General features: G+C 62.0%; 13 protein-coding genes. 4 read left to right on the forward strand and 9 right to left on the reverse strand.

Translation table 11 applies throughout. The annotated features are described in order from the left end of the window. The first annotated feature begins 160 nt into the window (after nucleotides 1-160). Both HGO40_RS01270 and HGO40_RS01275 read left to right on the forward strand, forming a co-directional pair. Nucleotides 161-1,549 (forward strand): M16 family metallopeptidase, encoded by a 1,389-nt coding sequence (locus HGO40_RS01270; protein ID WP_250961560.1) that lies wholly within the window; start codon nucleotides 161-163, stop codon nucleotides 1,547-1,549. A gap of 263 nt (nucleotides 1,550-1,812) precedes the next feature. Next, nucleotides 1,813-2,820, forward strand: a complete 1,008-nt coding sequence (locus HGO40_RS01275) for a DUF5924 family protein (RefSeq protein ID WP_186706417.1) — start codon at nucleotides 1,813-1,815, stop codon at nucleotides 2,818-2,820. A gap of 232 nt (nucleotides 2,821-3,052) precedes the next feature. Here the strand turns inward: HGO40_RS01275 and HGO40_RS01280 are convergent, their stop codons facing one another. The 5 genes from HGO40_RS01280 to HGO40_RS01300 all read right to left on the reverse strand — a co-directional run bounded on the left by HGO40_RS01280 (nucleotide 3,053) and on the right by HGO40_RS01300 (nucleotide 7,527). Further along, nucleotides 3,053-4,282, reverse strand: coding sequence for a spore maturation protein (locus HGO40_RS01280; RefSeq protein ID WP_250961561.1), 1,230 nt, complete (start codon nucleotides 4,280-4,282; stop codon nucleotides 3,053-3,055). 190 nt (nucleotides 4,283-4,472) lie between these two features. Beyond that, complete coding sequence (gene gltP / locus HGO40_RS01285) at nucleotides 4,473-5,804, reverse strand: glutamate/aspartate:proton symporter GltP (RefSeq protein WP_250961562.1); 1,332 nt, start codon at nucleotides 5,802-5,804, stop codon at nucleotides 4,473-4,475. Nucleotides 5,805-6,506: 702 nt separating this feature from the next. After that, on the reverse strand, nucleotides 6,507-6,974 hold the full coding sequence (locus tag HGO40_RS01290; RefSeq protein ID WP_250961563.1) for an inhibitor of vertebrate lysozyme family protein: 468 nt from the start codon (nucleotides 6,972-6,974) through the stop codon (nucleotides 6,507-6,509). A 2-nt stretch (nucleotides 6,975-6,976) separates the two neighbouring features. After that, entirely contained in the window at nucleotides 6,977-7,141 is a 165-nt protein-coding gene (locus tag HGO40_RS01295) for a DUF1328 domain-containing protein (RefSeq protein ID WP_003177151.1), read from the reverse strand. 80 nt (nucleotides 7,142-7,221) lie between these two features. Next, nucleotides 7,222-7,527, reverse strand: coding sequence for a hypothetical protein (locus HGO40_RS01300; protein WP_250961564.1), 306 nt, complete (start codon nucleotides 7,525-7,527; stop codon nucleotides 7,222-7,224). A gap of 439 nt (nucleotides 7,528-7,966) precedes the next feature. On the opposite strand from HGO40_RS01300, the gene algB reads away from it, so the two are divergent. After that, nucleotides 7,967-9,313 (forward strand): sigma-54-dependent response regulator transcription factor AlgB, encoded by a 1,347-nt coding sequence (gene algB, locus HGO40_RS01305; RefSeq protein WP_250961565.1) that lies wholly within the window; start codon nucleotides 7,967-7,969, stop codon nucleotides 9,311-9,313. Nucleotides 9,314-9,323: 10 nt separating this feature from the next. Next, nucleotides 9,324-11,114, forward strand: a complete 1,791-nt coding sequence (locus HGO40_RS01310) for an ATP-binding protein (RefSeq protein WP_250961566.1) — start codon at nucleotides 9,324-9,326, stop codon at nucleotides 11,112-11,114. An 8-nt stretch (nucleotides 11,115-11,122) separates the two neighbouring features. Here the strand turns inward: HGO40_RS01310 and HGO40_RS01315 are convergent, their stop codons facing one another. From HGO40_RS01315 to HGO40_RS01330, 4 genes are all read right to left on the reverse strand, one after another. Further along, a complete protein-coding gene (locus HGO40_RS01315; RefSeq protein ID WP_250961567.1) occupies nucleotides 11,123-12,736 on the reverse strand; it encodes an EAL domain-containing protein in 1,614 nt (537 codons plus the stop codon). Nucleotides 12,737-12,811: 75 nt separating this feature from the next. Continuing rightward, on the reverse strand, nucleotides 12,812-13,591 hold the full coding sequence (locus HGO40_RS01320) for an N-acetylmuramoyl-L-alanine amidase (protein WP_250961568.1): 780 nt from the start codon (nucleotides 13,589-13,591) through the stop codon (nucleotides 12,812-12,814). Nucleotides 13,592-13,694: 103 nt separating this feature from the next. Then, on the reverse strand, nucleotides 13,695-15,746 hold the full coding sequence (locus tag HGO40_RS01325) for a diguanylate cyclase (RefSeq protein WP_250961569.1): 2,052 nt from the start codon (nucleotides 15,744-15,746) through the stop codon (nucleotides 13,695-13,697). Then, nucleotides 15,743-16,621, reverse strand: a complete 879-nt coding sequence (locus tag HGO40_RS01330; RefSeq protein WP_250961570.1) for an endonuclease/exonuclease/phosphatase family protein — start codon at nucleotides 16,619-16,621, stop codon at nucleotides 15,743-15,745. The genes HGO40_RS01325 and HGO40_RS01330 overlap by 4 nt, the downstream gene beginning before the upstream one ends. Nucleotides 16,622-16,627: the final 6 nt, after the last annotated feature.

The raw sequence follows: 16,627 nt of genomic DNA on the forward strand, positions 1-16,627 counted from the left end.
ACAATGGCTAGGGCCTGAAACCGTTCACCGGCCCGCCTGCTCCCGTTGTCATGAACACCGCATAGATTCGATAGGGGGAGCGAGCCGACTCCGGGCGACACTCCGCCGTTGACGGCCTGCCCGACACCATGGACCTCCACCCAGCCGCCAGGAAGCCTTTATGCGTTGTCTGTTGCTCGCCTTTCTTTTGCTCGGTTCATTGCCCGTGGTTGCCCTCGACCGGTTCCAGGTCGAAGGCTATACGCTGCCCAACGGCCTGCAATTGCTGCTCAAGCCGGGCACCGAGCGCGGGCACGTGGCGATCCGGCTGGTGGTGGGCGTGGGCCTGGACGACTTCAGTTGCGCCGACAAAGAACTGCCGCACCTGCTCGAACACCTGCTGTTCAGCGGCGTCGACGAAAGCGGCGAAGGCGGCCTGGAAGAGCGCATGCAAGCCTTGGGTGGCGAGTGGAACGCGTTCACCAGCAACGCCGACACCACGTTTGTCATCGAGGCGCCGGCACGCAATCAACGCAAGGTCCTGGACCTGCTGCTGGCGCTGTTGACCCGCACCCGCATCGATGAAAAAGCCCTGGAAGCGGCCAAGCGGGTGGTGGAGCGCGAAGACGGCGGCCACTACACCCACCTGCAACGCTGGCTCGATCGCCAAGACCTGGGCCACACGGCCAGCAATCAGTTGGCGGTTGAGTTGGGCCTGCGCTGCGCGGAACGGCCCGAGGTCCAGCGCCATACCCTCGCCCGCCTCGAACAAGTGCGCAAGGACTGGTATGCGCCGAACAACATGACGCTGATCATCGTCGGCGATCTCGACCGACTGCTGCCGGCCTACCTGGAACGCGCCTTTGGCGAGCTCGAACCGGTGGAGCCCAGTGTCCACGAGGCGCTGCCGCAGATCCGCTACAAGGCGGTCACCAAGCGCAATCTGATCCGTGGCCTGGTCGGCGACAGCGCCAAGCTGCATTGGCTGTTCCCCGAGCCGGTGCTGGACGAGCAACATGACGAGACGTTCGACCTGCTCAAGGATTACCTGGATTGGGCGCTCTACCGTCAATTGCGCCTGGCCCGCAGCCTGTCCTACGGGCCGTGGACCGAGCGCGAAGTGTTCGGCGGCGTTGGCTTCTTCAGCCTGAACGCCGACCTGTCCCGCGAGGACCTGCCCGAAGCCGAACAAGCCCTCGAAGAACTGCGCAAGACCTTGCTCAAGGATGGCCTGGACCCGGCCAGTTTCGTGCGCATCAAACGCGCGGCCATCGCCCATCAGTCCTGGGCGGTTCAAGGCAACAGCGCCCTGGCCGATTACTACTGGAGCGCCCTGGGTGACTACGAAGACGGCCGCTTCGCCAACCCGGCGGTCCGCCTGCAGGGGGTGAGCCTGGAACAGGCCAACACGGCCCTGCGCGAACTGCTCAAGGACCCGGGGTATTTGCGCATCGAGAAGCCGTTGCTCAGTGATGATGAGCTTGTCTGGGGGCTGGCTGGTTTGCTGGGGTTGCTGCTGGTGGGGATTGGGTGGCGATGGAGTCGCAGGGCGCGACCGACGTCTGATTGAGCGAGCTTGCTCGCGATGACCCTCGCTCAGGAGCACTCAAATCCCGTGGCGAGGGAGCTTGCTCCCGCTCGGCTGCGCAGCAGTCGCAACCCCGGGCAATGCGGTCTGTCTGAAGAAATGCAGGGGCCTGCTTCGCAGGCCAGCGGGAGCAAGCTCCCTCGCCACAAAAGATAGCCACGGTAGGCGTCGCGCTCCTCGCCTTGTCATCGTCCTGGCGATACTCTGTCAGGGATATTTCCTACGACTTACTGTGAAACCACTGAATGCAAAACCTGACGGTCTATCTCCAGCGCATCCTTGAATTGATGAAGCGCTATCCAGGGGTCATTGCGCTCGGTGGTTTCATCTCCGGGGTCGGCAGTTTCATGCTGGTGGACCGCCAGCAGGGCCTGGCGACCTGGATCGCCATCATGATGCTGGTGAGCTGGCTCTGGCTGATGGTGGAGAACAGCATGACCCGGCTGTTCACGCGGATTTTCAAACGGGAAATCCCTCAGCCGCTGTTGCGCTATGCCACGCAGATGATTCACCAGGAAAGCCTGTTTTTTGTCCTACCGTTCTTTTTTATCACCACCACCTGGAACAGTAGCCAGCTGCTGTTCACCGGGCTGCTGACCATCGCGGCGCTGATTTCGATCACCGATCCGCTGTACTACAAATGGCTGGCGCCCCGGCGCTGGGCGTTCCTGGCGCTGCACACGCTGACGCTGTTCGCCGCCCTGCTCACCGCATTGCCGGTGATCCTGCACCTGACCACCGACCAGAGCTTCAAGCTGGCGCTGGGCACTGCCATGTTGCTGTCGTTTCCCAGCCTGGCCTCGATCTTCCCGATCCGCACCGTGCGCAACGCCCTGGCGATCCTCTGCATCACCGTGGGGATTGGGGCCGCTGGGTGGATGCTGCGCTCCTGGGTGCCACCGGCCACGCTGTGGATGACCGAAGTGGCCATCAGCACCCAGCTGGAGGACCGCACGCCGGGCGCCAGCCTCAAGCAGGTCAGCGCGGCGCAGATTCGCGGCAACGGCCTGTACGCCTACACGGCCATCAATGCGCCGCGAGGGCTCGATGAGCGGATTTATCATGTCTGGCAGTTCAACGGCAAAGAAGTCGACCGCATCGCCCTGGACATCCATGGCGGGCGCAAGGAAGGCTATCGCGCCTGGACCCATAAGCAGAACTTCCCGGAAAATTCGACCGGCAAATGGCAAGTGCGAGTGCTCACGGAAAACGGCCAGATGATCGGCGTGCTGCGTTTCGAGGTGACGGACTGAAGGTCCTTCGGACCTTATCGCGAGCAAGCTCGCTCCCACAGGGATTCGCGGCGTGCATGGCTTTGGGAGGAGCAAGCCAAGCTTGCTTGCCTTCACAGGGAATTGGCGGTGTTCATGGCTTTGGGCAGGACACTTGTCCTGTGGGAGCCGAGCTTGCTCGCGATGACGGCGGCACATCCAGCAGCGCTGTCAGCTGAACCACCGCTATCGCAAGCAAACTCACTCCCACCGCTTAGCCAAAGAACCAGTAGCAAACGCCAATCGCCGCCACGACCCCGGCCAATTCCGCCAGCAGCGCGCAGCCCACGGCATGGCGCGCCCGCTGGATGCCCACGGCACCGAAATACACTGCCAGCACGTAGAACGTGGGCTCGGTGCTGCCCTGGATGGTCGCCGCCACCAGGGCCGGGAAGCTGTCCACGCCGGAGGTCTTCATGGTCTCGATCAACATGGCCCGGGCGGCGCTGCCAGAGAACGGCTTGACCATGGCGGTCGGCAAGGCATCGACGAACCGCGTGTCCAGGCCGGCCCACTGCACCAGGTGGCGGATACCGTCCAGGCCGAAATCCAGCGCGCCCGAGGCCCGCAGCACGCCGACGGCGCAGAGCATGGCCACCAGGTACGGCAGCAGGCTCTTGGCAACGTCGAACCCTTCTTTCGCGCCTTCGACAAAGGCCTCATACACCTTGACCTTGCGCAGTGAGCCCACCACCAGGAACAAGATGATCAGGCCGAACAGCGTCAGGTTGCCGAGGATCGATGACAACCCCGCCAGCGCCGTGGCCGAGAGCGTCGCCAACAGCGCCATGAAGCCACCCAGCCCCAGCGCACCCGGAATCAGGTAAGCCAGCACCACCGGGTCCCACAGCCGCAGGCGTAGCATGAACGCCACGGACAACAGCCCCATCAGGGTCGAGGCGCTGGTGGCGAGCAGGATCGGCAGGAACACCAGGGTCGGATCCGGCGCGCCTTGCTGGGCGCGGTACATGAAGATGGTCACCGGCAGCAGGGTCAGCGACGAGGCATTGAGCACCAGAAACAGAATCTGTGCGTTGCTGGCGATGGTCGGGCTGGGGTTGAGGTCTTGCAGGGCGCGCATGGCCTTGAGGCCGATGGGGGTGGCCGCGTTGTCCAGCCCCAGGCCGTTGGCGGCAAAGTTGAGGGTGATCAGGCCGATCGCAGGATGGCCGGCAGGCACTTCCGGCATCAAGCGCAAGAACAGCGGGCCGAGGGCCTTGGCCAGCCAGTCGACGATGCCGGCCTTTTCAGCGATGCGCAGGAAGCCCAGCCACAGGGTCAGGGTGCCGAACAGCAGGACCATCACCTCCACCGACAGCTTGGCCATGGCGAAAATGCTTTCCACCATGGCGGCGAATATCCCGGCGTTGCCGCCAATCAGCCACTGCGCCAGCGCCGATACGGCTGCCACGATAAAGAAGCCAAGCCACAGGCCATTGAGCATCGGTTAAGTCCCTCGGAAGATGCCGCGAATGATAGCGGGGCTGGCAGAAACGACAAACCCCGGATTGCTCCGGGGTTTGGTTGGCTTGATGTTGAATGTGCCGCCGCCATCGCGAGCAGGCTCGCTCCCACAGGGAACACTCGTCAGTGTGGGAGCGAGCCTGCTCGCGATGGCGGCCTCAAGGCAGGCATCAATTGCTGGAAGTTTCCCCCGCTGGCAACGGCTCCTTGCTGCGCCAGTGCGGCAGGGAGTTCCAGTAGCGCTGGCCCTTGGCATCGTCGTACATGCCTTCCCAACGCGCGATGACCAACACCGCCAGGGCGTTGCCAATAACGTTCAGCGCAGTACGGGCCATGTCCATGATGCGGTCGACACCGGCGATGAAGGCCAGGCCTTCCAGCGGAATGCCCACGCTGCCCAAGGTGGCCAGCAGCACCACGAACGACACGCCCGGCACGCCGGCGATGCCCTTGGACGTGACCATCAGGGTCAACACCAGCAGCAATTGCTGGCTGATGGACAGGTCGATGCCGTACAGCTGGGCGATGAAAATCGCCGCGATGCTCTGGTACAGGGTCGAACCGTCGAGGTTGAAGGAATACCCGGTCGGCACCACGAAGCTGCAGATGGCTTTCGGCGCACCGTAGGCTTCCATCTTCTCGATCACGCGCGGCAGCACGGTTTCGGAACTGGCGGTGGAGTAGGCCAGCACCAGCTCATCCTTGAAGATGCGCATCAGCTTGAGCACCGAGAAGCCGAACAGTCGGGCGATCAGGCCCAGCACCACGAAGGCGAAGAAGGCGATGGCGACGTAAACCAGGATCACCAGTTTCGCCAACGGCAGCAGGGAGGCGAAGCCGAAGTTGGCGACTGTCACCGCGATCAGGGCAAACACACCGATCGGGGCGTATTGCATGATCATGTGGGTGACTTTGAACATGCTCTCCGACACGCCCTGGAACATTTTCACCAGCGGCTCGCGCAGGTCCGATTGCAGGCTGGACAGGCCCAGGCCGAACAAGACGGAGAAGAAAATGATCGGCAGCATTTCGCCACGGGCGACGGCGGCAAAGATGTTCGACGGGATCAGGTTGAGGATGGTCTCGATGAACGCATGTTCATGCTGGACTTCCGCCGCCGTGGCCTGGTACTTGGAAATATCCACCGTGCCCAGGGTGCTCATGTCGATGCCAGTGCCCGGCTGGAAGAAGTTGGCCAACAGCAAGCCGACGACGATGGCAATGGTGGTGACGATTTCGAAGTAAAGGATGGTCTTGAGACCGATACGCCCGAGCTTCTTGGCATCACCCACCCCGGCGATACCGACGATCAGCGAGGAAATCACGATCGGGATCACGATCATCTTGATCAGACGGATAAAGATATCGCCCGCCGGTTGCAGCACGTTGCTGATCCACCAGGCCTTCTCGGCACTGAAATGGTTGAGCAGCGCGCCCAATGCAATCCCTAGCACCAGACCGATGAGGATCTGCCAGGCGAGGCTTAGTCGTGCCTTCTTCATATCGTTACCCTTACTTCAGTTGGACTCGGGCAGGGGCGCGAATGCTCGTCGATGACGAAAAACATTCACGCCCCTGCCCCCGTATAAGGTCACCCCGAGCGCGCGCGAGCGGCTTACTGGCAGGCGAAAAAAGGCGCAACTATTGCGATGCCAGGGGGGATCGTCTAATGCCGTAACCGCCTACCCCATGCCGAATCGGCATGAGATTTTCCAAACGAAACCCGCCTTGCAAGCGGTTCGAATGCGCCATTTGTGCAGGCATAAGTGCCGTGAAGCGGCCATTTCAGCGTAGCTGGGCTGATTCCGCCTGGGTTGGGAAACCGATGAAATGGCGACGCAACGAGGCGCAGCCCACGAGACAATTTATCTCGGCATTCTCCGATATACGGTCGGGGAAAGGGCAATAAATTGGTGGGAGGAGACAAAATGCCGCATCGCGGCCGGCGTATGACGCCAGAAGACCCCAATCGCTCTGGCTCACGCATTGTGCGACACGAAGCTCTACGCAAGTTCGCCAAGCCGTGCGGCTTTGCGAACTTGCGTCGCAGCTTTTACCTGACCCGGCCCTTTCGCAGGCACCCCTTGTGCCCGTAGGTCACTCCGACGCTCATCCGTCAGAACATCCCGGCCCCTTGGTCATGCACCGGCCCTCCTCGGGCTGTGCAGCAGGGAAAAGCAGGGCTGCTTTTCCCATTTTCAGAATCAGTACCAGTTCGGATCTTTCTTGAGTTGTTCCATCAACAGTTCTTGCATACCTTCATTGGGATTACCGAGGAAACGGTAATCGGCATGACGGGTCGGGGACTTGTCGGCGGGCAGTCCGGCAGGGACTTCCACCAACATGGCATAGGCCTCGTCCTTGTCGAAACTGAAGGCAACGATCAGACGCTGATTAAGACACGACGCCTCAAGCTCACAGAGCGGGCCCACCAAATACTTCTCGCCGTCTTCCTCGACCGCATTCATCTGTTGTTCCGACTTGCCTGAGAGGTTCATCACCCATTCCGGCAAGCGTTCTTCTTTTTTCACGACGTGCTGCCAAGTCTCGCGGTATTGCGGGTCCGCCTGCAGCACTTGGTTGACGCGCATCTGTCCGTCATTGGCAGCCATTGCCATGGCACTGCCGCCCAGCAACAGGGCGGCGGCCAGTCCTTTGAATGAAACGCTCATGGTCAGCCTCGGCCACGACGGCCAAAGAAGAAGGAAGCAATGAACATCACCAGGAACACGACAAAGAGAATCTTGGCGATGCCCGTGGCGGTGCCTGCGATACCACCGAAGCCCAGTACGGCGGCGATGATGGCAATGATCAGGAAGGTAATTGCCCAGCTCAACATGGTGATTCTCCTTACGCTTTTCTATTTAGTGAGGGTCTGGCGGTGATGGTTCCGGCGCAGTGGACGACCGGTACATCGGGTTAAAACACCCAGCGCTCTTCACGCGGCATGTCGGTCACTGGTTGAACCTGATCGACATCCATCATGCGCATGGCAGCGGACGCTTCCTTGAGGTTGCTGACGGCGCTGAAGTGGGTTTGTGGGGCGCGATGAATCGAAACTTGCGGCGCTTCGGGTTGCTGGCGCTCTTGCCAGAGCAACCATTGCTGGCCAATCACGAGCGTGACCAACAGGGCCAGGGCAGCCCACAAGCCCTGCTGGAAGTGCAGAGAAGAGAGTCGAAATTGGGCGGCGCTTTTAAATTGGGCGGCACTTTGACGATTCATCCTGAAATTCCTCCCCACCCGGGTGTGGTGATCTGGTTTGAGGCGCTCTTACGCCACGTTGACCAGAACATTGCAGCCGGCGTGCCAGGAACTTTATTGATCTAAATTCCTTTAAAATCAACGTGTTATGAAATATTTGCGAAGCATGAGGAGCGCATCCTGCACGATGGCCCGCGCGCACGTCGTGCGTATTGCACGACGGGAAGGAAAAAGGCGTTAGGTTGTTTTGGAATGGCCTGTCAGAAACAGCCGTCGGAATCAGCGATACGAACCGTCCGACCCGTAGGAAGCAGAAAAAAAGGAACTCAAATCAGGCTTTTAGGAGTCAGACATCCACAGAGGCACGCTCGGTGGGTAATATCCCCTCAGAATCGACCATGCAACTTGCCCGATTTTTCTGACACTAACCAACATCATTCATTAAAGGAGCGTAGGAAAAATGGAATCCGCCACTGAGCACCAAGGCCGCATTCTGCTGGTAGACGACGAGTCCGCCATCCTGCGTACGTTCCGTTACTGCCTGGAAGACGAAGGCTATACCGTCGCCACGGCCAACAGCGCTGCCCAAGCCGACGCACTGCTGCAACGCCAGGTGTTCGACCTGTGTTTTCTCGACCTGCGCCTGGGGGAAGACAACGGCTTGGATGTCCTGGCACAAATGCGTATCCAGGCGCCGTGGATGCGAGTGGTGATCGTCACCGCCCACTCGGCCGTCGACACCGCGGTCGATGCCATCCAGGCCGGCGCCGCCGATTACCTGGTCAAGCCTTGCAGCCCGGATCAGCTGCGCCTGGCCACCGCCAAGCAACTGGAAGTGCGCCAACTGTCGGCAAGGCTCGAAGCCTTGGAAGGCGAGGTGCGTAAACCCAAGGACGGCCTCGACTCCCACAGTCCGGCGATGAAAGGCGTGCTGGAGACCGCGCGCCAAGTGGCGAGCACCGACGCCAACATCCTGATCCTCGGCGAATCCGGCACCGGTAAAGGCGAGCTGGCTCGAGCGATCCACGGCTGGAGCAAGCGCGCGAAGAAATCCTGCGTCACCATCAATTGCCCGTCACTGACTGCCGAATTGATGGAAAGCGAGTTGTTTGGCCATAGCCGAGGGGCGTTCACCGGCGCCAGCGAAAGTACCTTGGGCCGGGTCAACCAGGCCGACGGCGGCACCCTGTTTCTCGACGAGATCGGCGATTTTCCGCTGACTTTGCAACCCAAGTTGTTGCGTTTCATCCAAGACAAGGAATATGAGCGGGTAGGGGACCCGGTCACTCGCCGCGCCGATGTGCGAATTCTCGCCGCCACCAACCTCAACCTCGAAGACATGGTGCGCGACGGGCGCTTTCGCGAAGACCTGCTGTATCGCCTGAATGTCATCACCCTGCACCTGCCGCCGTTGCGTGAGCGCGCCGAAGACATCCTGCCCCTGGCTGATCGCTTCCTGGCCCGCTTCGTCAAGGAGTACGCGCGCCCGGCCCGGGGCTTCAGCGACGAGGCGCGTGAAGCGCTGCTAGGCTATCGCTGGCCCGGCAACATCCGCGAACTGCGCAACGTGGTCGAGCGGGCCAGCATCATCTGCCCACAGGAAAAAGTCGAAATCAGTCACTTGGGCATGGCCGAGCAGCCGGTCAACAATGCGCCGCGCATCGGTGCCGCTTTGAGCCTCGATGAACTGGAAAAGGCCCACATCGGTGCAGTACTGGCCACGGCCGACACCCTCGACCAGGCGGCCAAGACCCTGGGTATCGATGCTTCCACGCTGTATCGCAAACGCAAGCAGTACAACCTGTGAGCGACACCTTATGAAACTGGCGATGAAGCTGCGCACGCGACTGTTTCTCAGCATCTCGGCGCTGATCACCGTGGCCTTGCTGGGGCTGGTGCTTGGCCTGGTCAGCGTGATGCAGATGGCCAACACCCAGGAACAATCGGTACGCGACAACTTCATCCTGCTGGACCTGGGCCTCAAGCTGCGCCAGACCCTGGGCGATCAGTTGATAATCATGCTCGACGACACGCCCGACCTGGCTGCGCTGGAGGCATCCAAGCAGCAATACCTGGCGTTGAGCGACGAGGGGATTGCCCACGAACGGAAACTGGACGATGCAGCGGTCAGCTTCAGCCGGGCCAAGGCCGACTATGTCGAGTGTCTCGAGGCTTTCACCGCGGCTCGCCAGCAGGCGAGCCAGCTCACCGGCATCAAGGCGCTCACCGAGAAATTCAACGTGCTGCGTAACGGGTTGATCGAGGGTTATCGCGAGGCCTTGAGCAACATCAGTGAAACCCAGGACCGCGCCCGGAAACGTGCGTTGTGGATTTCCGGGCTGCTGGGCCTGGTGGGGCTGGCGGTGCTGATCATCGGCTTTATCACGGCCCACGGCATTGCCCGGCGTTTCGGCGCGCCGATCGAGGCGCTGGCCGCGGCGGCGGATGACATCGGCCAGGGCAATTTCGAGGTCACGCTGCCCATTTCTTCCGCCGCGGAGTTGAATCTGCTGACCCGTCGCTTCGGGGGCATGGCCCAGGCACTGCGCGAACACCAGGCCACCAATGTCGATGAACTGCTCGCCGGCCAGCAGCGTTTGCAAGCCGTGCTCGACAGCATCGACGACGGCTTGCTGATGATTGACCGCCAAGGCCAGTTGGAACACCTCAACCCGGTGGCCCAGCGCCAATTGGGCTGGGATGAGGCGCGCCTGGGCCAAGGGCTGGGCGAGGCCTTGGGACGCCTGGAACTGGATGAAGAATTGCACCTGGTATTGCGCGGTGGAACCCTGGAGCGCGCGCCGGAAGACCTGAGCATCGAGGTCGACGGCGAGTCGCGGGTGCTGACCTACAGCCTCACGCCGGTCAGTCATACCCAGGGCCACATCCTCGGCGCGGTCATGGTGCTGCATGACGTCACCGAACAGCGCGCCTTCGAACGGGTGCGCAGCGAGTTCGTCCTGCGTGCCTCCCACGAGCTGCGCACGCCGGTGACGGGCATGCACATGGCATTCGGCCTGTTGCAGGAACGCCTGCACTTCCCGCCGGAGTCCCGCGAGGCGGACCTGCTTAACACCGTCACGGAAGAAATGCAGCGGCTGATGCAACTGATCAATGACCTGCTGAATTTCTCTCGCTACCAGAACGGCCTGCAAAAGCTGACCCTGGCGCCTTGCTCCATCGACGACCTGCTGGAGGATGCCCGGTTGCGGTTCGCCGAACAGGCCCACGCCAAGGGTATCGAGCTGCTCGTGGCCATCCAGGGTCCGTTGCCACGGCTGCATGCCGACGCCGGGCAGCTGGATCGCGTGCTCGACAACCTGATCGACAACGCCATGCGCCACACCGGCGAAGACGGCCAGATCCGCTTGCAGGCCCGACGCCATGGCGAGCGGGTGATCATCAGCGTGGAAGACAACGGTGAAGGCATTGCCTACGGCCAACAGGGACGGATCTTCGAGCCTTTCGTCCAAGTCGGACGCAAGAAGGGTGGCGCCGGCCTCGGCCTGGCCCTGTGCAAGGAAATCGTCCAGCTCCACGGCGGCCGCATGGGCGTGTATTCCAGGCCGGGGCAGGGCACGCAGTTCTACATGGCGCTGACGGTCTGACTCACGGCTTAGGCTTCATCATCAAGGCGACGTCCGCGCAGGCGTCGGCCGCGGGTAATCAACTCAATGAGCTGCACCGCGCTGAGGGCATGGGCGAACAGCCAGCCCTGGCCGAACCTCACCCCTTCGCTGCTCAAATAGGAGGCTTGGGCTTCATGCTCGATGCCTTCGGCGATCACTTTGAGTTCCAGGGCGTGGGCCATGCGAATGATGTGCGGGGCCACACCGCTGCTGGCGGCGTCGTGGCCCAAGGCGTCGATGAAAGCCTTGTCGATTTTCAGGCAGTCCACCGGCAGAGTCTGCAGGTAGGCCAGGCTGCAATAACCGGTGCCAAAATCGTCGATCAGCACCTGATGCCCGACATCACGCAGCGATTGCAGGTTATCCCGGGCGACCAACACATCGATCAGCCCGCGCTCGGTCACTTCGAAAGCTATCTGGTTCGCCGAGACCCGATGCAGGGCCAACAGGCGCGCAATGACTTCGCCTATACGCGGCACCATTACATCGCAGGCCGCCAGGTTCACCGAGATATACAACTGCGGATTGGCTCGCAACAGCTGGCCCAATTGGTCGAACAGTCGTTGCAGCACGAAATCGGTGATCTGGCGGATCTGCCCGGTGTTCTCGGCCATCGGGATAAACAAGTCCGGGCTGGTCAGGGTGCCGTCCGGTCGTCGCCAGCGCAGCAAGGCTTCGGCGCCGACGCAGTTGCGGCTGTCGAGGTCGAAAATCGGCTGGTACAACACCTGTAGTTCACCGCGCCGAATGGCCCCGTGCAGTTCGGCATCCATGGACTGGCGGTGGCGTGCCAGCAGAAACACCTGGAAACCAATCCCCAGGCCCAGCACCAGGCTGACGGGCAACATCCACCAAGCATAGGGCGGAACCTTGAAACCGTTGCGCTGGGCAATCAGCACTAGCTGATATTCCGGGCTGTCGGTGGGCATCCGATAGATCAATCGGGTCTGCGTCACCTGCAGGGCATTTTGGCTTTTCGGCGGCCAAGGCTCCGCAGGTGGCCAGCGTTGTTGGGTGCCCAACACGGGAATGGCTCGCTCGCCATGATCCAGGACCACTAGCAAGCTGCTGCCGGGTGGCAGGTCGACCACGTCGGCCAGATGTCCACGGGAGGGCGCGACGCGGAAATTGCCGCGCCCTAGCATCAACGCCGCGCGGTCTTCATCGGGTTCGGTGGTGGTATTGAGCCAATAACTGTAGGTCGGGCCCCGGAGGTCGGGCGGGCGGGTCACCGACAATCCACTCGGGCGCGGGCGATTGGTACAAACGCCGCTGCCATCGATGTACACCGCTTCATAAACGAAACGGTAGTTGAAGCTGACCTCGCGCAAGGTCGCGATCATGTCATCGTCGCAGCCGCGCAAGGGCTGGTTTTGCAGGTCGTCGAGGCTTTCACGCAGTTGCCCGAAGAGCTGTTCCAGGCGGAGCAGGAAGCGCTCGCCCTGGGCATTCATCTGGTCGCTTTCACGCTGCTGGATCTGCTGCACGACCACGAACAGACTGCCCGCCAGCAGCAGGACGGTACTCAAGGCAGCCGCTATCATCGCCAGGAAAAAGGGGCGATGGAGCCAGCTCTGTAGGTTTTCGCGGGCAGCCGTCATCATCGGTAATCCGAAAGTTACCAATGAGTTATAGCCTCTGATTTGGATTTGGCCCGATTCGTCGGACGGGCGTCATTATTTTGTCTGGTTGAGCACCTGCAGAATCGCCGCGCTTTGCGCGTCCGGTGTGCCGTCGAAGCGGGTCGGACGGTAGTGCATCTGGAAGGCGGCCAGCACCTGCTGGGTGGCCACGTCCCATTCGCCGGTCCGGGGCGTTGGGTAGCCCAGGCGGGCCAGTTCGGCCTGGAACCAGCTGGCGGGCGGTAGCTGTGCTGCGAAGAGCACCTGCTGGCGCGCGACGGCCTGCTCGTCCGGCCATACTCCCAAGCCCGCCTGCGCCAGGCGCTTCCAAGGGAACAATGGCCCCGGATCGAGCTTGCGCAGGGGCGCGATGTCGCTGTGGCCGATGATGCTGCGCGGGGTGAGCCCGTTGCGCTTCAGGATGTCCTTGAGCAAGACGGTCAGGGCCTGGACCTGGGCTTCGCTGTAGGGATACCAGAGACGCCCGGTGGGCGTGTCGATGAAACCCGGATTGACGATTTCGATGCCAATGGAACTGGAATTGAGCCAGGTCCGACCTTCCCATTCACTTTCCCCGGCGTGCCAGGCACGTCGGCTTTCATCCACCAACTTGTAGATGGTTGCGTCCTTATCGTCGCCAATCAGGTAATGGGCACTGACTTCGCCGTGGGTCAGCAGGGCCAGGGAACGTTCCAGGGAAGCCGAGGTGTAGTGCACCACCACGAATTGGATGCGGTTGTCATGGTTGACGGAAGGGTGACTGGTGTCGAACCGCGGGCCGCTGGTGCAGCCGGCCAGGACAATTAAAGCAACGATGAGCGAAAGAAATTTCATGGCGAAAGGCATTACGTGCTGGAAGTAATGCAACAGTGTAACGTATCGCCCCGCGATGATCCGGTGCGCGGGACGATAATAAACAAATTGGAACAATTAGCCCTCAGCCCAACTCCACGCGGTTGCGCCCGGCATTTTTCGCCCGGTAGAGCGCCTGATCGGCTCTTTTAAGCACTGAATCGCTGTGTTCGCCCGGCTTGAAGGCCGTCATGCCCACCGATACCGTCACGGTCACCGGCTCGCCCTTGAAATGGAATGGGCAAGCTTCGATGGCCAGGCGCAGCGCCTCGGCCAGCTTGGCGCCAGCGGCCAGGGGCGTATCCGGCACCAGCAGGACAAACTCTTCGCCACCGAAACGTGCAATGAAATCGCCGCCACGCAGGCGCTTGCGCAGGACTGAAGCGATCAATTTCAACACCCGGTCGCCGGCCAGATGGCCGTAGTTGTCATTGATGCGCTTGAAATGATCGAGGTCGAGCATGGCCAGCAGCAAGCTGTTGCCGTGTTGCTGCCACTGGCCAACTTCATGTTCCAGCCGCTCGGACCAGGCAGCACGGTTGGGCAACCCGGTGAGCGGATCGACCAGCGCTTTTTGCCGTTGCTCTTCGAGATTTTCCCGCACGACCTGGGCATCCTGCTCCATCAGCGCGACACGATCGGCCAGGCTTTTCAGGCGCGGCGAGACTTCCTGCTCGCGCTGATCCCGTTGCTCGCGGTGTTGGTCCATTGTGCCGAGCAAGCCTTCGAGATGATTTTCCAGCACCTGCTTGAGGCCTTCCAGGTCATCGGCTTGTTGCACGCTGCTTTGCAGCCCGTCCACCTGTTCGCGAATCTGGGTGTCCATTTCCCGGGAGGCCGACAGGTTGTCGGCGTGGTCTTCACTGGCGGCTTGCAGGCTGCTCTGGAAGGACTCCAGCCGATCGTTGAGGCGCTGCAAGTACGCTTCGAATTCATGCTGGCCGGTGTCGGTGATGGCCAGCATCAATACCGCCAGATCATCGAGGATCGGCAGCAGTTCGTACCAGTTCAGCCCATTTCGCAGCCGCTCACGCATGGCTTCGGCTTGTGGGCGATGGCGTTCGGGCAAGGTCAGGTCGCCCAACAGGCCCAACAAGGTGTCGTCAATGTGTTTGGCGACCGAGCTGTAGGACGGTTCCGGCGAGTCGGGAAGGGCGTAGTGGGCGTCTACGATATCGGCGGCGGCCAGGGGTTCGTCGGGCTCGACTTCTGTTGGCGGCGACGAAGGGGCGGGGAAGGCCTGAGGCTCCTCCTCGGGCATCAGCTCGTCGGGATTCTCCGGGCTGGACGCCGCTACCGGGAGCTCGTGGGCGACCGGTGGTTGCGGCGGGGCGGGCTCGGTTGCTTCGTCCAGCTCGCTGGTTGGCTGAATCACTTCGGCGACGGGTGTCGGAGTGGGGGACGCCGCGCCGTGGCTCTGCGGCGCAACCGGGCCGACCGGATCGGGCGTCGCCTCGGGTGCTTGCGCCGCGACCAATGGCTGCGGTGCTGGCCCTGGTGCGACGGAGGCTGCATCATCTGCCGGCCCAACGGCTACCGGCAGAGTCGTTTCTGACGCAGGCGCCACGCTGGCCTGGGCGGGCTCGTGGGGCTGCGGCGCCGATTCCTCATGGCCTTGGCCGCCAAACAGCCGTTGCAGCAGACCGGGTCGATTCGGTTCGACAGGGGCGTCCAAGGCGCTCAGTGCCTTGCCTTGCAAACCGCTCAGTTCGCTGAGCAGCAGCGGAATCTCCCGGGCCTGGCCGGCCCGGTCCTCCAGTTGCTTGGCAAACTTCTTCAGCGGCCGGCTGACTTCTTTGGGCAACGGCAGCCTCTGCAACTGGGCGACCAGGGCCGTCAACGCAGCGCTCGTCTGCTCGACCCGGGTTTCGCGGCGTTGCTCGGAATCGAGTACGGCTTTCTCCAGGCGCGGCAGCAGGGCAGCGAGGCCGGCATCCATGTCATCGGTGCGCACCACCTCGCGCATCTCTTTCATGCATTGATCGACAGCCCGGTCAGTGCCCTCGGCGGCCAGGGTGCTGCGTACCAGGCCACGACGCAGCAAGTCGAGCCGAGCATCCCAGCGGCGCTCGAGCTTTTCCTGCTGTTCGATGCTCTTGAGGTATTTCTCTCTCCAACGTTCGGCGTCGTCGCTCATTCATTCGGATCCGCGAGGGCAGTACTCAGCGCGGGGAATGCATCGGCCGTGAGCGAACCCGGCAAACGAATGTCTACCGCGACCGGCAGGTGATCGGAAATGGGTTGGGCCAGCACCTCGACGCGTTCGAGGGTCAGGGTCGGGCTCAATAGAATATGGTCCAGGCAGCGCTGTGGGCGCCAGCTGGGGAATGTCGCTTCCAGTTGCGGGGCGAGCAAGCCGAGATCGCGCAAGGGCGAGGTCTGCAGCAAGTCAGTGGCGTGAGTGTTCATGTCACCCATCAGGATCTGATGTTTGTAGCCGCCGATCAGCTCGCGAATATAGGCCAGCTGCATTGTCCGGGTACGCGCCCCGAGGGCCAAATGCATCATGACCACGACCAGCGCCTCCGGCCCTTCGCCGAAACGCGCCAGGATCGCCCCGCGGCCCTTGGGGCCCGGCAGCGGATGATCTTCGATCGCCCACGGGCGCAGGCGACTCAACACGCCATTGCTGTGCTGGCCGAGGCGTCCGAGGTTGCGATTGAGTTGCTGGTACCAGTAGGGAAAAGCGCCCAGTTGGGCCAGGTGTTCCACCTGATTGACGTAGCCTGAGCGCAAGCTTCCGCCGTCGGCCTCTTGCAAGGCCACCAGGTCGAAGTCCTTGAGCAGGTCGCCGATTTTCTGCAGGTTGCCGGCACGCCCGGTGTGCGGCAGCAAATGTTGCCAGCCGCGGGTCAGGTAATGCCGGTAGCGTTCGGTGCTGATGCCCACCTGGATATTGAAGCTGAGCAGCCGCAAGCGGCTGTCGCCAGGCAGGCCCGTGGACGTGACATGATGCTCGTTGACCCGTGGTTCATGCAGGCCAACGATGCGTTCGGTACTCCAGCGGGCCATGGGCGT

Source organism: Pseudomonas sp. CG7, assembly GCF_023701885.1.
Classification (GTDB): Bacteria; Pseudomonadota; Gammaproteobacteria; order Pseudomonadales; family Pseudomonadaceae; genus Aquipseudomonas; species Aquipseudomonas zanjanensis.

What these genes read in the sequence shown, in the direction of transcription:
- algB (WP_250961565.1), top strand. Translation starts at nt 7,967, where the DNA reads ATGGAATCCGCCACTGAGCACCAAGGCCGCATTCTGCTGGTAGACGAC.
- HGO40_RS01315 (WP_250961567.1), bottom strand. Translation starts at nt 12,736, where the DNA reads ATGACGGCTGCCCGCGAAAACCTACAGAGCTGGCTCCATCGCCCCTTT.
- gltP (WP_250961562.1), bottom strand. Translation starts at nt 5,804, where the DNA reads ATGAAGAAGGCACGACTAAGCCTCGCCTGGCAGATCCTCATCGGTCTG.
- HGO40_RS01300 (WP_250961564.1), bottom strand. Translation starts at nt 7,527, where the DNA reads ATGAATCGTCAAAGTGCCGCCCAATTTAAAAGCGCCGCCCAATTTCGA.
- HGO40_RS01295 (WP_003177151.1), bottom strand. Translation starts at nt 7,141, where the DNA reads ATGTTGAGCTGGGCAATTACCTTCCTGATCATTGCCATCATCGCCGCC.
- HGO40_RS01325 (WP_250961569.1), bottom strand. Translation starts at nt 15,746, where the DNA reads ATGAGCGACGACGCCGAACGTTGGAGAGAGAAATACCTCAAGAGCATC.
- HGO40_RS01275 (WP_186706417.1), top strand. Translation starts at nt 1,813, where the DNA reads ATGCAAAACCTGACGGTCTATCTCCAGCGCATCCTTGAATTGATGAAG.
- HGO40_RS01280 (WP_250961561.1), bottom strand. Translation starts at nt 4,282, where the DNA reads ATGCTCAATGGCCTGTGGCTTGGCTTCTTTATCGTGGCAGCCGTATCG.
- HGO40_RS01320 (WP_250961568.1), bottom strand. Translation starts at nt 13,591, where the DNA reads ATGAAATTTCTTTCGCTCATCGTTGCTTTAATTGTCCTGGCCGGCTGC.
- HGO40_RS01310 (WP_250961566.1), top strand. Translation starts at nt 9,324, where the DNA reads ATGAAACTGGCGATGAAGCTGCGCACGCGACTGTTTCTCAGCATCTCG.
- HGO40_RS01270 (WP_250961560.1), top strand. Translation starts at nt 161, where the DNA reads ATGCGTTGTCTGTTGCTCGCCTTTCTTTTGCTCGGTTCATTGCCCGTG.
- HGO40_RS01290 (WP_250961563.1), bottom strand. Translation starts at nt 6,974, where the DNA reads ATGAGCGTTTCATTCAAAGGACTGGCCGCCGCCCTGTTGCTGGGCGGC.
- HGO40_RS01330 (WP_250961570.1), bottom strand. Translation starts at nt 16,621, where the DNA reads ATGGCCCGCTGGAGTACCGAACGCATCGTTGGCCTGCATGAACCACGG.